This is a genomic window from Pseudomonas frederiksbergensis (genome assembly GCF_003732275.1).
Lineage (GTDB): Bacteria > Pseudomonadota > Gammaproteobacteria > Pseudomonadales > Pseudomonadaceae > Aquipseudomonas > Aquipseudomonas frederiksbergensis_H.
Genome location: NZ_MOBM01000012.1, coordinates 331,786 through 346,825 on the forward strand (window position 1 = coordinate 331,786; position 15,040 = coordinate 346,825).

Annotated in this window: 6 protein-coding genes; 3 read left to right on the forward strand and 3 right to left on the reverse strand. The window is 60.9% G+C overall.

Going from position 1 to position 15,040, the window contains the following annotated elements:
- Positions 1 to 119: 119 nt before the first annotated feature.
- Positions 120 to 7,283, reverse strand: coding sequence for a retention module-containing protein (locus tag BK662_RS09560; RefSeq protein ID WP_123357857.1), 7,164 nt, complete (start codon positions 7,281 to 7,283; stop codon positions 120 to 122).
- A 586-nt stretch (positions 7,284 to 7,869) separates the two neighbouring features.
- Here BK662_RS09560 and BK662_RS09565 point away from each other — a divergent pair.
- From BK662_RS09565 to BK662_RS09575, 3 genes are all read left to right on the forward strand, one after another.
- Entirely contained in the window at positions 7,870 to 9,228 is a 1,359-nt protein-coding gene (locus BK662_RS09565) for a TolC family outer membrane protein (protein ID WP_123357858.1), read from the forward strand.
- A gap of 142 nt (positions 9,229 to 9,370) precedes the next feature.
- The gene (locus BK662_RS09570; RefSeq protein WP_123357859.1) at positions 9,371 to 11,530 is read left to right on the forward strand and encodes a type I secretion system permease/ATPase; all 2,160 of its coding nucleotides are present in this window, start codon (positions 9,371 to 9,373) and stop codon (positions 11,528 to 11,530) included.
- A 202-nt stretch (positions 11,531 to 11,732) separates the two neighbouring features.
- Complete coding sequence (locus tag BK662_RS09575; RefSeq protein ID WP_123357860.1) at positions 11,733 to 13,097, forward strand: HlyD family type I secretion periplasmic adaptor subunit; 1,365 nt, start codon at positions 11,733 to 11,735, stop codon at positions 13,095 to 13,097.
- Positions 13,098 to 13,245: 148 nt separating this feature from the next.
- On the opposite strand, the gene BK662_RS09580 is transcribed toward BK662_RS09575, so the two are convergent.
- Positions 13,246 to 13,842 carry a tRNA-uridine aminocarboxypropyltransferase gene (locus BK662_RS09580; protein ID WP_123357861.1) on the reverse strand — a complete coding sequence of 199 codons (597 nt, stop codon included), beginning with the start codon at positions 13,840 to 13,842 and terminating at the stop codon, positions 13,246 to 13,248.
- A 14-nt stretch (positions 13,843 to 13,856) separates the two neighbouring features.
- Positions 13,857 to 14,753, reverse strand: coding sequence for a LysR family transcriptional regulator (locus BK662_RS09585; RefSeq protein ID WP_123357862.1), 897 nt, complete (start codon positions 14,751 to 14,753; stop codon positions 13,857 to 13,859).
- Between the last annotated feature and the right edge of the window lie 287 nt (positions 14,754 to 15,040).

Genomic DNA, 15,040 nt, shown 5'->3' on the forward strand with positions numbered 1-15,040 from the left:
GGTGAACACCGAATCTGTAGGAGCTGCCGAAGGCTGCGATCTTTTGACTTTCAAAACCCCAAACAACAAAAAGCCTGCCATTTCTTTCCAAAGAAATGGCGGGTTTTTGTACTTTCAGATCACACGGTATCCACCTTCAACGAATGATCATTGAGCATGCCGTTGATAATGGTCGCGGTATCGTGACCGCCGGCAATCACCCCATCCGCCCCCGGCGTGACGCCGTAGTGGCTGGCCAGGTTCACACCGGCCAGGTCGATGGTCTGGTTCGGCGTGGCGCCGGCCATGGCGCTGACGTCGATGCTGGTGATCACCGACGCGCCACTGCCGCTGACGGTGAAGTGCAGGTAGTCATCCAGCGATGCCGCGCTGCCGTTTTCCCCTTGCAGCAGTTGCGACAGGTCGAGTTTGTCGGTGCCTGGGGTGAAGTCGGTGATGACGTCGTGGCCGCTGTTGCCTTTGAGCCACTGGAAGGTGTCGGCACCGCTGCCGCCGGTGAGGGTATTGTTGCCGAGGCCGCCGATGAGGAAGTCGTCGCCGCCCCCGCCGTTGAGCACATCGTTACCCAAACCGCCGTTGATGATGTTGCTGTTGTTATCCCCCATGAGGCTGTCGTTGAAGTTCGAGCCGGTAAGGTTTTCGATGCCGGTCAGGGTGTCGGTGCCGGCACCAAGGGTGTTTTGCGCGGTGAGCAGGTTCAGGTCGACGGTGACGCCGGCGGTGGCGTGCGCATAGCTCGCGGTGTCGTTGCCGATGCCGCCATCGAGCAGGTCATTGCCCGCTCCGCTGAACAGCAAGTCATTGCCGGCGCCGCCGTGCATTGCGTTGTTGCCGGAACCGGCGGTGAGCACGTCATTGCCGTCGCCGGCATTGATGACGTTGTTGCCCGTGCCCGCCACCAGTACGTCGTCGCCCGAAGTGCCGGTCAGCGTATGGCCATCCTGATAGCTGATGGTCACATTGGCCGAGTCGCTGCCGCCGTGGTTGTCGTTGGCGGTGTAGGTGCCGTGGAAGTCCGGCGTGGCGTCGTGGGCTCCGGCGTAGTTGACGGTCATGGTCAGTTGGTAGTTTTCCGCCCCCTTCCCGCTGTTGCCCGGACCACCGTCGTCGATGTTGGTGATGTGGATCTGGTACGTGCCGTCCGCCGTGGCGGTGATGGTCTGGCCGTCGGCGATGGCAATGAAAGCACCGCCGTTGACCGAGTACTCCATGGTGACGTGGCCGGCCGCCATGTTGTGGTCCAGGTTGAGGGTTTCACCCTGTTTGAGGGTGACGGTGATGCTGTCCTCATCATTGGTATTGTTGGCGCTGACCGACCCCAGTGCCCCGCTGACCACCAACATCGCCGTCATGGCCGCTGTATTGGCAACGAATGCGCTGCGGGCGATGGTGACTGCCTGGGTGTTATTGGCGGTGAAGCTGAAGCTTGAGTTGGTGCCGGTAAAGTCCGCGCCCTTGGCCGTCCAGCCGGTGTTGAAGGTGGTCGGCGATGCAGTGAGCGTGTCGCCATTGACGTCGGTGTCGTTGGCCAGCAGCAGTTCGCCCGGCACCACAATACTGCCCGACAGCACGTTGGTGATGACGTGGTCATCGACCGCCACCGGTGGCGTGTTCGGAATCACATTGATCACCAGCGTGGAGCTGGCCAGATCGCCGTCGTTGTCGCTGGCGGTGAAGCCGATGTTTTCGGTGATCACCGCCGTCGTGGTTTTCTGCGAGAGGTAGGTGTACTCGCCAGTGTCGAGATTCACCAGCAAGGTGCCGCTGTCATTGGTGGCGATGCTCAGGCTGTTATTGGCGGTGTTGAACGTGCCGTGGTTCGCACCGCCGCCGAAGCTCAGCGCCCCCTGATTGCTGTTGGCTTTCGGATCATAGGTATAAGTGGTGCCATCGACGGTGATGGTTTTGATGAAGCCGCCATCGGCGCCGAACGTACCGCCCCCGCCCCCGCCCTCGCCCAGCAGCGAGCCGGTGACCGGCGCGCCTTGCACGGTGCCCGAGAGTACCGAGTTGAGTTGGTTGAGGTCAGTCACCGCCACGGCATTGGTGTTGGTGTGCGTACTGCCGTCATAGGCCACTGGATCGAGGCTGTCGTTACTGACACCGCTACCCAGGCCGATGGCGTAGTTCTTGATGCCATTGGCGTCGAGAAAGGCTTTGAGGGCGGTCTCGTCCGCGGTGCCGATGTCGCCTTCGTTGGGCTTTCCATCGGAGAAGAAGTAGCCGACGTTCTGCGCCCCGATGAGTTTGCCCGTGGTGTCGAACGCGCTTTGCATGGTCGCCACGGCCGCGTCGTAGTTGGTCCCGCCGCCAGCCGTCAGCGTCGCGATGATCAACTTGGCCGTCGCCACATCGACCCAGATCGACGTCTGGTCCGTGGCGCTGCTGCTGAAGGTGACGATCTGCACCTTCACGTCGCCCAGATTGTCGTACTTGTCGAGCAGTGCACTGATCGCCTGCTTGGCCAGGTCTAGCCGCGACAGCCCCGATACGCCGGAAGGGTCGTCCATGCTCCCGGACACGTCGATCACCAGCAGCAGGTTGGAATCGATCTGCACCGCGGGCACCGAACGGCCCGAGGCGACGGCGTTAGGCGGCACGTCATCGACGATGCTGACCACAAGGGTGCCGGTGGTGCTGTTGCCCACGGCATCGGTGGCGGTGTAGGTGAAGCTTTCGTTCAGGGTGTTCGCGCCATCGTTGGCGTTGGGCGAAGTTTTCGGCGCCGAGGTCAGGGTGTAGGTGTAGCTGCCGTCGGGGTTGAGCAGGATCTGTCCGTAGGTTCCGGTGGCACTGCCGACCAGGGTGTAACTGATCGCACCGCTGGCGCCGGTGACCGCACCGACCAGCGTACCGGAGCCGGTTTCACCGGTGTTGCCCGGCTCGCTGCCAGTGACTGTGCCCGCTGCCAGGTCCTGGCCGTTCTGGGTCAAATCCAGGGCTTTTTCGTAGACCGTCACGTCGGTATCGGTGACCGTTACGAGACAGCTGTTGTGGACGTCGATGGTGATCGTGGTGGTGCTTTCATCACCATCGGCATCGCGCACGGTGTAGGTGAACACATCCGTGGCGCCCGGCTCGCCGACCGAGTTCGGGTTGCTGTGGTACACGGCGTTGCCGTTGGCATCCAGCGTCAGGTAGCCGTAGGTGCCGTTGATTTGCGTGTGCAAACCGCCGATGGCCGAGGTCGAAGTGTCGCTGCCGGCGCGCACGCCAACCACTGCGCCACCCACGGCTGGGCCGTCAGCACCGAGCACATCGTTGGCCAGCACATTACCGCTGACTGTCCCGCCCTCGACCACCGAGACTGAATCGCAGTGAGCAGTCGGCACATCATCGACGATGTTGATCACGATGGTGCTGGTGACGCTGTTGCCTAAAGAATCGGTGGCCTGATAGGTGAAGCTTTCGCTCAGGGTGTTTGGCCCGTCGTTAGCGTTGGGCGTGGTCGCGGGTGCGGACGTCAGCGTGTAGGTATAGCTGCCGTCCGGGTTGAGCAGGATTTGCCCATAAGTCCCGGTAGCACTGCCGACCAGGGTGAAAGTGATTGCGCCAGTAGCGCCAGTGATGGAGCCGACCAACGTCCCAGAGGCGGTTTCGCCACTGTTGCCTGGCTCACTGCCGATCACCGTGCCCGCCGCCAGGTCCTGGCCGTCCTTGGTCAAATCCAGGGCTTTTTCCAGAACCGTCACGTCGGTATCGGGGGGCACTACGAGGGAGCAGTTGGCCACGTCGATGGTAATGGTCGTGGTGCTTTCATCGCCGTCGGCATCGCGCACGGTGTAGGTGAACACATCCGTGGCGCCCGGTGCGCTGACCGAGTTCGGGTTGCTGTGGTACACGGTGTTGCCATTGGCATCCAGGGTCAGATAGCCGTAGGTGCCGTTGATTTGCGTATTCAGACCGCCGATGGCAGAAGTCGAGGTGTCGCTGCCGGCGCGCACGCCGACCACTGCACCACCCGATGCAGGGCCGTCAGCGCCGAGCACATCATTGCCCAACACATTGCCGCTGACCGTTCCACCTTCTGCCACCGAGACTGCATCGGCATGAGCGGTGGGTACGTCATCGACAATGTTGATCACGATGGTACTGGTGACGCTGTTGCCGAGGGGATCGGTGGCTTGGTAGGTGAAACTTTCGCTCAGGGTATTCGGCCCGTCGTTGGCGTGGGGGGTGGTCGTCGGTGCGGAGGTCAGGGTGTAGGTGTAGCTGCCGTCGGGGTTGAGCACGATTTGCCCATAAGTCCCGGTGGCACTGCCGACCAAGGTGTAAGTGATCGTGCCAGTGGTGCCAGTGACCGAACCGACCAGCGTACCGGAGCCGGTTTCACCGGTGTTGCCAGGCTCGCTGCCGGTGACCGTGCCCGCTGCCAGATCCTGGCCGTCCTTGGTCAAATCCAGGGCTTTTTCGTTAACCGTCACATCACTATCGCTGGCCGCTACGAGGGTGCAGTCCGCCACGTTAATGGTGATGGTCGTGGTGCTTTCATCGCCGTCGGCATCACGCACGGTGTAGGTGAACACATCCGTGGCGCCCGGCGCGCTGACCGAGTTCGGGTTGCTGTGGTACACGGCGTTGCCGTTGGCATCCAGCGTCAGGTAGCCATAGGCACCGTTGATTTGCGTATTCAGGCCACCGATGGCTGAAGTCGAAGTGTCGCTGCCGGCGCGCACGCCAACCACCGCACCACTGAGTGCCGGGCCATCGGCGCCGCCGATGTCATTGTCGAGCACGTTACCTGAGGCCGTCGCGCCTTCGGCCACCGTGGCGTGATCAGGGTTGGCGGTGGGCAAGTCATCGACGATGTTGACGTTGATCTGCCCCAATGCCGTGCTGCCGTCGACGTCGGTGGCAACGACGTTGAGGTTCTCGGTGATGCTGTTGATGCCGTCGGCGTTCGGGTGGGTTTCGTTATCCACCAGGGTGTAGCTGTAGCTGACCGCACCGGTCGTGCTGTTGAAACCGGTGATGGTCAGCGTATTGCCGAGCGCAGTGACGATCGATTGCGGGAAGCCTGCGGCCACGCCACCGGTGACCACCGCGATGCCGCCCACGGTCAGGGTTTGCAAACCGTCGAGCGCGGTGACGGTGAAGGTACCGCTCTGGGTCAAGGCCGGTGTGTTGGGGCTAGTGCCGTCGCTGAGGTTTTTCTCGTAGACGGTGAGTTCGCCGCCGTTGACGTTCAGGCCATCGAGGGTCACTGGGTCATCGTTGTTATGGATGTTCAGCACCAGCGTCGCGGTGCTGGTATCGCCATCGGAATCGGTGAGGGTGTAGACAAAATTCTCGGTCCCGTTGCCACCGCCGTTCAGGGCTTTGAAGTCGGCATCGCTGGTGTTCAGGGTGTAGGTGTACGTGCCATTGGGATTGAGTACCAGAGTGCCGTATGTCCCGTTGAACGTGCCGCCAATGATCGGCCCGCTGTCGGGGCCAATGGCAATGCGGTCAGCGCCCTGAATGTCGTTGGGCAGCACGCTGCCGGTCAAGGTCAGCAGGGTTTCCGAGGCGGTATTGGCGTTGCTGTCGTTCACGGCATGGGGCAAGTCATCGACGATGTTCACATCGAGATTGCCGTTGGCAGTAGTGCCGTTGTCGTCCACCACAACCACGGCGAACTGCTCGGAGAGACTGTTGGCGCCGTTGGCATCCGGGTGTGTTTCGTTATCGGCAAGGGTGTAGCTGTAGCTGACCACGCCAGTCGCGCTGTCGAACCCGGTGATGGTCAGCGTGCTGCCGAGCGGAGTGACAATCGATTGCGGAAAACCTGCGGCGACACCGCCAGTGACCACCGCGATGCCGCCCACGGTCAAGGTCTGCACACCGTCTAGCGCAGTGAGGGTGAAGGTGCCGCTTTGGGTCAGCGCCGGTGCATCGGGGTTGCTGCCGTCCGAAAGGTTTTTCTCGTGGACAGTCAGCTCGCCGCCTTCGGCATTCAGCCCATCGATGATCACCGGATCATCGTTGTTGTGAATCTCCAACACCAGGTTCGCGGTGCTGGTATCGCCGTCGGAATCCGTCAGGGTGTAGATGAAGGTTTCCGTGGCGCTGCCGCCGCCGTGCAAGGCTTTGAAGTCGGCATCGCTGGTGTTCAGGGTGTAGGTGTACGTGCCATTGGGATTGAGTACCAGAGTGCCGTATGTCCCGTTGAACGTGCCGCCAATGATCGGCCCGCTGTCGGGGCCAGTGGCAATGCGGTCAGCGCCCTGAATGTCGTTGGGCAGCACGCTGCCGGTCAGGGTCAGCAGGGTTTCCGAGGCGGTATTGGAGTTGGTGTCGTCAATCGCTTTGGGCACATCGTCAGTGATGTTGACGTCCAGCGAACCGGTGGCGGTATCGCCGTTGCTGTCACTCGCGACCACGGTGAACTGTTCGCTGAGGTTGTTGGCGCCGTCGCCAGCCGAGTGGGTTTCGTTGCCAACCAGGGTGTAGCTGTAACTCACCACGCCGGTGGCCGGGTTGTAGCCGGTGATCGTCAGGGTGTTGCCCAGTTGCGTGGTGATCGACTGCGGAAAACCAGCAGGCACACCGCCACTGATCACGTTGATTCCACCGATGTTCAGGCTGGTCAGCCCGTCAGCCGCAATGATTGTAAAGGTGCCGTTTTGAATCAGCGCTCCGGGGTTGCTGGCCGAACCGTCCGCCAGGTTGGCTTCATTGAGAGTCAGTTCGCCCCCCGCCGCCGACAAGCCGATGAGGGTGACCGGGTTATTCGGCGCGCCTGTCCCACCTGCACCACCTGCACCACCCGCACCGCCTGCACCGTTGTCGCCGTTGTCCGGGTCCCGACGTTCCAGGGGGAATTCGGGAATACCGTTGAAGCCCGCAGTGGGGAAACCAATCGTGGGATCGACCCGGCCCGCCACTTCCTCCAGCAACACAAAACTGTGACCGCCGCCCAATCCACCCGGCGCGCCCGAGGCGCCCGGTCCGACGGCAGTGGCTTCACCTGTTTGAGTCGGGTCGGCGCCGGCGGCAATGGCTTTTTGCAGTTGCTCGACATCGGTCAGTTGCGCCTGGCTCGGCGTTACCGCATCGGCGGTCTCCACGTGCGGGACCTGATGCGCCAGTAATTGGGACGTCATCTGCAGGCTGCTGTCACGACCCAGGGTCAGCTCCTGGCCATTTTGCAGGTGCACCGCCACCGCGCCTTCGGCCCCGGTGACCAGTTGCTCGCCGGCAAACAGCCGATCGCCCTCGACCAGGGTGCGTCGGGTGCCATCACCCGCCACTGCGTACACCTGACCGATGACCTTACTGACGATACCGATGAGCGTTGCCATGTGCATTTCCTCCGCTGCCAACAGCTGTCGGCATCCTGTTTGCGCGAAGACGTGCTCATGGTTCAGGCAGGTTGTCTGGCGGATTTGCCGAGAAGGCGTTTACCTGACGTAAACCACTGCCTCCCGACACTCTCGCCAGGCATGTCGCTCGCGAGGGGAATTTCTGGATCGGGATAAAACCCTCTGCAATCAATGGCATCGGGGTCCACTTCCAAAATAACCGGCCTGCGAACGATGCGTAACGGTTTTGAATCACTCGAGCGACAAAAAATTGTCGCCTCTAAACCGTCTCGCTTCCCTCCCCTCCAGCACTTCTTCGCCCTGTGTCGAAAAGTGAATGGAACTTTTCCAAAGCCCGTCAATGCTCTGAGAGCTCATGAAAACAAGGCTTTCGCATTGAACAATGTGCTGGATTTTTCAGGGCGCATAAGTTTTTTTCGGCATAAACCTTATGAGAAATCCTTCTTAGCTTCGCGTCAGGATGTTCTTAGCTCTGTTGTAACAAGTGTGAGACGGATTCACTTAAAAATAACGTCAAATATTTGGCGACTCGTTAAGTACCATCAGGAATCAGGGAGAGGCATCCATGCGCGTTTTAACCCCCCTCTGCAGCGCGATTTTGCTGGCCATGGCCTGCACTTCTCAGGCACAGGCGATGTCATTGACCGAGGCGATCCAGAGCACCATTGCGACCCACCCGGAACTGGCGTCGCGGGTCGATGCCCGGCTCTCGGCCGACGAGCAGATTAAAGTCGCCAAAGGGGGCTTCTATCCATCGGTGGATTTGAACGCCGGCTACGGGCGCGGGTACAGCGATAACACCACCACTCGGGCGCAGGGCAATCACCACACCGAAATCCTCACCTACACCCAATCGGAACTGCGCCTGCGGCAGATGCTGTTCGACGGCTTCAACACCTCCAACGAGGTCGCGCGCACCAAAGGCGTGGCCAACTCGCGAGCCTATTACGCTCAGGGCACCGCCCAGGATCTGGCCCTGCGCACCATCGAGGTGTACCTCGAAGTGCTCAAGCGCCGCGAACTGGTGACCCTGGCCAAGAACAACCTGCAAGCGCACATGCGAGTCAACGATCAGATCGGCCTGCGCACTCAGCGTGGGGTCGGCAGCAACGCCGACTCCGACCAGTCCACCGCTCGCCGGGCGCTGGCGCAAAACAACCTCGACACCGCCGAAGTCGATCTGGCCGATGCCGAGACGAATTTTTACAGCGTCGTGGGGCGCATGCCCGATGAACTCGAAGCGCCGCCATCGACCCGCGGTGAATTGCCCGCCACCCTGCCGGAAGCCCAGCAGAGCATGATGGAAAACAACCCGTACCTGAAATCCGCCCAGGCCGATGTGCAATCGGCCGAGAGCCAGTACGAAGTCGCCAAGTCGCCGTTCTACCCGCGCTTTGACGCTGAAGCGGCGGTGGGCGCGAATAACAATATTCAGGGCGACGAAGGCCACGACAACGAATGGCGAGTGGGTGTGGTGATGAACTACAACCTGTTCCGCGGTGGCAGCGACAAGGCCCGGCTGGCCTCCGATGCGCACCAGATCAACCAGGCGCTGGACATCCGCAACAACGCCCTGCGCCAGCTCAACGAGAACATCCACCTGGCCTGGAACGCAATGCTCAACGCCAAGAAACAAACCCCGACCGCCCGTGAATACGCCGAAACCACCACACGTGTGCGGGCCGCGTATCAGGATCAGTTCGGCCTTGGCCAACGGACCTTGCTCGACTTGCTCGACAGTGAAAACGAGCTCTACAACGCCAACCGCCGCTACACCGAAGTGCGCTACACCGAGGAGTTTTCGATGTACCGCGTGCTGGCGAACATGGGTCAGTTGCTGAGCAAACAACGGGTGGTGCTACCCGCCGATGCGATCGCCTCCACCGAAGTGAAAAACGAAGCTCGTTTGCCCGAACTGAAATGAAGTAGCTCAACGTGACCAATTGTGGCGAGGGAGCTTGCTCCCGCTGGGTTGCGCAGCAACCCCGAACACCGATTGAAGATGAAGACAGTGTGAGTGCTGCGCACTCAAGCGGGAGCAAGCTCCCTCGCCACAGGCAATCAATATGACCAGCATGGAAACCGGCAACACGGGTGTCGATCCGCGTCTGAGCTTCGATGACCCGCTTCTGGACGGTCTGTTGATTCTCTGCAAACTTCATGGCGCGACGGTCAGTCGCGCCAGCCTGAGTGCCGGGCTGCCAATGGCACACCAACGTTTGAGCCTGGACCTGCTGCCGCGCGCAGCGGCCCGGGCCAGTTTGCAGGCGCGTGTGTTGCGCCGCGAGCTGGGGGAGATTTCCGCGCTCAACCTGCCTGTGATGCTGATCCTCAACCATGGCCGCTGCGCAATCTTGCGTCGCTTCGGCGATGACGGTCAGGCGCTGATTCTGCCGAGCGAAGCCGACGGCGGAGAACAATGGGTCAGCACGGATGAGCTGACCGCCAATTACAGCGGCCAGGCCTTGTTTGCCCGGCCGCGGCATGAACTCGAAGACTTGCGCGCGCCACTGGTGCCGCGAGTGGAGGCGTGGTTTCGCGACACGTTGAAGTTGTCGAAGTGGCTGTACAGCGATGCGATTCTGGCGAGTTTTCTGATCAACCTGCTGGGCCTGATGGTGCCGTTGTTCGTGATGCAGACCTACGACCGGGTGGTGCCGAACCAGGCCACTTCAACGTTGTGGGTGCTGTCGATCGGCCTGCTGATCGGCACCGGCTTCGAACTGGTGCTGCGGGTGGTGCGCGCGCACTTGCTGGACACCGCCGGGAAGAAAACCGACGTGATTCTTTCGGCGACCTTGTTCGAACGCATCACCGGCATGGCAATGAAAGCGCGGCCGGCGACCATCGGTGGTTTCGCCCAGAGCATTCATGATTTTCAGGGCCTGCGGGAATTTCTCACCGCCGTCACGCTGACCAGTCTGATCGACCTGCCCTTCTCGGTGTTGATGCTGGTGGTGATCGGCCTGCTCGGTGGCTGGCTGGTGGTGATTCCGCTGTTGGCCTTCCCCATCACGATCATCTTTGCCATGGTGATTCAGGCACGTCTGCGCGACACCGTGCAGAAGAGTCTGAGCCTCGGCGCCGAACGCCAGGCCCTGCTGATCGAAACCCTCGGCGGCCTGGAAACCCTCAAGGCGTGCAGCGCCGAAAGCGAACGCCAGCACAAATGGGAAAGCACCCACGGCGCCCTCACCCGCCTCGACAGCCATGCACGCAACCTCTCGGCGCTGGCCACCAACGGCACGTTGTTCATTCAGCAATTCTCCGGCATGGCGACCATCGTCGCCGGGGTCTACAGCATCATTGCCGGCAACCTCAGCGTCGGTGCGCTGGTGGCGACCTACATGCTCGGCAGCCGCGTGCTTGCGCCGCTGGGGCAAATCGCCGGGCTGATCACCCGTTATCAGCAAGCGCAACTGACCATGAAAAGTACCGATGCGCTGATGTCGTTGCCGCAAGAACGTGACGCCAAACAGCGGCCGCTGGAGCGCACGCAATTGCAAGGCGCACTGGATGTCAGCGGCGTGACGTTCCACTACAACGGCCAGAATGCTCCGGCCCTGGCCAACGTCAGCTTCAGCATGAAACCGGGCGAACGGATCGGCATCATCGGCCGCAGCGGTTCGGGCAAAAGCACATTGGCGCGGCTGGTGATGGGTTTCTATGCGCCGGAAGAAGGCCAGTTGCTGCTTGATGGCCTGGACCTGCGGCAACTGGACGTCGCCGACCTGCGTCAACAGATCGGCTACGTCGCCCACGACCTGCCATTGCTGGCCGGCAGCCTGCGCGACAACCTGACCCTCGGCGCGCGCTACATCAGCGATGCCCGGATGCTTGAAGTCGCTGAACTGACCGGCGTGACCGAACTGGCTCGTCAACACCCCCAGGGCTTCGACCGGCCGGTAGGCGAGCGCGGTCAGTTGCTGTCGGGCGGTCAACGCCAAGCGGTATTGCTGGCGCGGGCCTTGTTGCTCGACCCGCCGATCATGCTGCTCGATGAACCCACCAGCGCCATGGACAACAGCAGCGAAGACGTCCTGCGGCAAAAACTCCACGGCTGGATTCAGGGCAAAACCCTACTGCTGGTCACTCACCGCACCTCGATGCTCAGCCTGGTAGACCGGTTGGTGGTGCTGGACAACGGGCGGATCGTCGCCGACGGCCCGAAAGAAGCGGTCATCGATGCATTGCGCAAGGGCCGTGTTGGCTCTGCGACGGTTTAGGGGCGCCCACTCGATGCCAATACAAACCTGTGGCAAGGGAGCTTGCTCCCGCTGGGTTGCGAAGCAGCCCCAAAGCCATTCACCTCATGGTGTCAGCTGGACCGCATCAGTAGATTTTGCGACGGCTTCGCCGTCGAGCGGGAGCAAGCTCCCTCGCCACAGGTTTGTGTTCGGCTATTTCTCTAACTGACGGGTATTGCCCATGTCTGCTCAAACACCGGATTCAGCGGCCCGAAGCTACCTCGGCAGTTTCAGCAAAAGTGCCGAAAGCGAATTCATGCCGGAAACCGCCGGCGCCTCGTTGCAGGATTCGCCGCGCTGGTCGCGGATCACCGTGTGGCTGGCGGCTGCGCTGCTGATCACCTCGCTGGTCTGGGCCAAGTTCGCCGTGTTGCAGGAAGTCACCACGGGCGAAGGCAAGGCGATTCCGTCGAGCAAGATTCAAGTGATCCAGAACCTGGAGGGCGGCATCGTCACGGAAATCTTCGTGCGCGAAGGGCAAATGGTGAACAAGGGCGACACTTTGCTGCGCCTGGATGACACGCGATTTCTGTCGAACAAAGGTGAAAGCGAAGCGGACCGCTATGCACTGACCGCGCAGGTCGAACGGCTGTCGGCCGAAGCGGAAGGCCGGCCGTTCAAGCTGTCCGCGGAAGTCATCGCCAAGGCGCCGCAAGTGGCCGAGGACGAACGCTCGCTGTACGAACAACGCCAGCGGCGACTGGCCAGCGAACAGCGCACGCTGACCGAACAACTTCGGCAGAAAACCCAGGAGCTGGCGGAATTCCGCTCCAAACAGGGGCAGTTCAGTTCCAGCCTGGCGCTGCTGCAACAAGAGATGAACATGTCTGCGCCGCTAGTGGGCACCGGGGCGGTTTCGCCGGTGGAAATCCTGCGGCTCAAACGTAGCGCGGTGGAAATCCGCGGCTCGCTGAACGCCACGACCCTGGCGATTCCCCGGGCGGAATCGGCGATCAATGAGATCAAAAGCAAGATCGACGAATCCGAACAATCCTTCCGTTCAGACGCGGCAAAAGAGCTGAATGAGAAACGCACCGACCTGTCGAAAATCACTGCCACGAGCATTGCCATCGACGACCGGGTGACGCGCACCACCGTGGTGTCGCCGGTTCACGGCATTATCAAGATGCTGAAGGTCAACACCATCGGCGGCGTGGTCCAGCCGGGCAACGACATGGTGGAAATCGTGCCGCTGGAAGACAACCTGCTGATCGAAGCCAAGGTCCGTCCTCAAGACGTGGCGTTCCTGCACCCAGGCCAGAAAGCCATGGTCAAGTTCAGCGCTTACGACTACACGATTTATGGGGGGTTGAGTGCGAAGCTGGAACTGATCGGAGCGGACACCATCACTGATGACAAGGGCAACAGTTTTTATCTGATTCAGGTGCGCACCGACAAGAATCACTTGGGTGGGGATGTGAAACCGCTGCTGATCATTCCGGGGATGGTGGCGACGGTGGACATTATTACCGGGGAGAAAAGCGTGCTGGATTATTTGCTTAAACCGGTGTTGAAAGCGCGGACTGAGGCGATGCGGGAGCGGTAGTCTGCGGCGGGAATTTTCTGTGATTGCTCCACCGCTATCACGAGCAGGCTCGCTCCCACAGGGATCTGCAGTGGTCACAAATTTTGTGTGCGCCGGAGATCAACTGTGGGAGCGAGCCTGCTCGCGAAGAGGCCGGCACAAACAACGATTATTTCGGCCCATGATTACGCAGAAAAGTCTCCTCCCCCATCGCCTCAATCTGCCCCTCGATCAACGCCTCGAATGGCTTCAACAACGGCTCAAAACTGACGGGTGACTCAAGCGTCTGCAACGCCTGCACAATCGCCTCCACCGTCGACAACGCCCCCGGCCCCGGAGCCTTGCGCAGGCGATAACGCGACACCCCGCCCTCGGCCAATGTCACTCTGGGCAACGCCGCCAACAACGGATTGAGGTGCAGCATTTTGCGCGCTTTACGCCAGGTGCCGTCCGGAACCACCAGCAGCAGCGGCTCATCATTAGCGGTGTACGTCTGCATCGGCTGCGCCTCCTCGCCGGGAAACAGCAACCGTGCCTGATAGCCCGGCTGATTCAACAGCGCCGGCAAATCCTCGAACACCTCACCCACAATCAACTCGGCATTCTTCAACCCCAGCGCCGCCAATCGCGCGGTGTTCAGCGCGTGGTTCACTTCGCTTGGATGCTGAAGCAGCAACACCCGAGTGCGACTGTCGAGGCTCGGGATCAGCGGGCACAGGCAATGGGTTTGCGGGCGTAGACAGCGTGGACATTGGATTCGGGACATTGCTTCTTTTTCCTTTAAGCGGCCTGATTGAGCTGCGCTTTGAGCAGGTCGCGAAAGGTCTGGATCAGCGGTTCGCGGCTGCGACCACGGCGCACGATCATCGAGAACGGTGCCTGATAACCGAATGTCGCTGGCAGCAGCACGCGCAAATCACCTTTGTCGGCCCACGCCTGGGCGTAGTGCTCCGGCAGGTAACCGATGTAGGCGCCGGACAGCACCAGAATCAACTGGGCTTCCATACTTTCAACGGTGGCCGCGCTGTGCTTGAAACCGTGGCGGGCCAGTTCGGCCTGGCTCCAATAGCCGCGACCGACCATGCGCTGCTGGGTGATGACTTGCTCGGGAATACGCCGCTCGGTGAACAGCGGATGGCGACTGCTGCAATACAGCCAGTGTTGCTCGCGGTACAGCGGCATGTAGACCAGACCGCTCATGCGCGTGGAAAAGGCACCGATGGCCAGGTCGAGACGGTTGTCCTGCACGCCGAGTTGCAATTCGTAGGGGCTCATGACCGACAGATGCAAATGCACTGCCGGGTGTTCCTGAGTGTAGGCACCGATGGCTTCGGCAAACGGCAGGGCTTTGTCGCTGACGGTGGAGTCGATCACCCCCAGGTTCAGAGTGCCGCGCAACTCGCCTTTGAGGGCGGCGGCGTATTGTTCGAAACCTTCGAGTTCGGCCAATAGACGCAGGGTTTCCTGATGGAACAGCTCGCCTTTGCTGGTCAGGCTGAAACCACCGCGACCGCGATGGCAAAGCACCAGACCCAAGGCCGCTTCGAGCTGGCTCATGTAGGTGCTGATGGCCGAGGTCGAAAGGTTGAGCTCTTGCTGGGCGTTGGCGAACCCCTGATGGCGGACCACGCTGACGAAGATGCGCAATAGTTTCAGGTCGGGTAAAGCGTTGGCCATGGGGGCTCCAAAAACACGGGTCGAGATTCAGCTACATCCCTGTAGGAGCTGCCGAAGGCTGCGATCTTTTGATCTTTAATGTGTGCGGCCATGGCTCCGCCAAAAATCAAAATATCGCAGCCTTCGGCAGCTCCTACAGGGTTATTCGTCAGCGGCTACGAGACGTGTTGAGTCTATCGCCACACATTCCATTAGTTTAGAAAAATCTGAACTAAGTATTTGCCCGTAGCGATTCTTCCCGGTTACTACATTTCGCAGAATCGGCCCACAGCGGTGCCCGCCTCTCC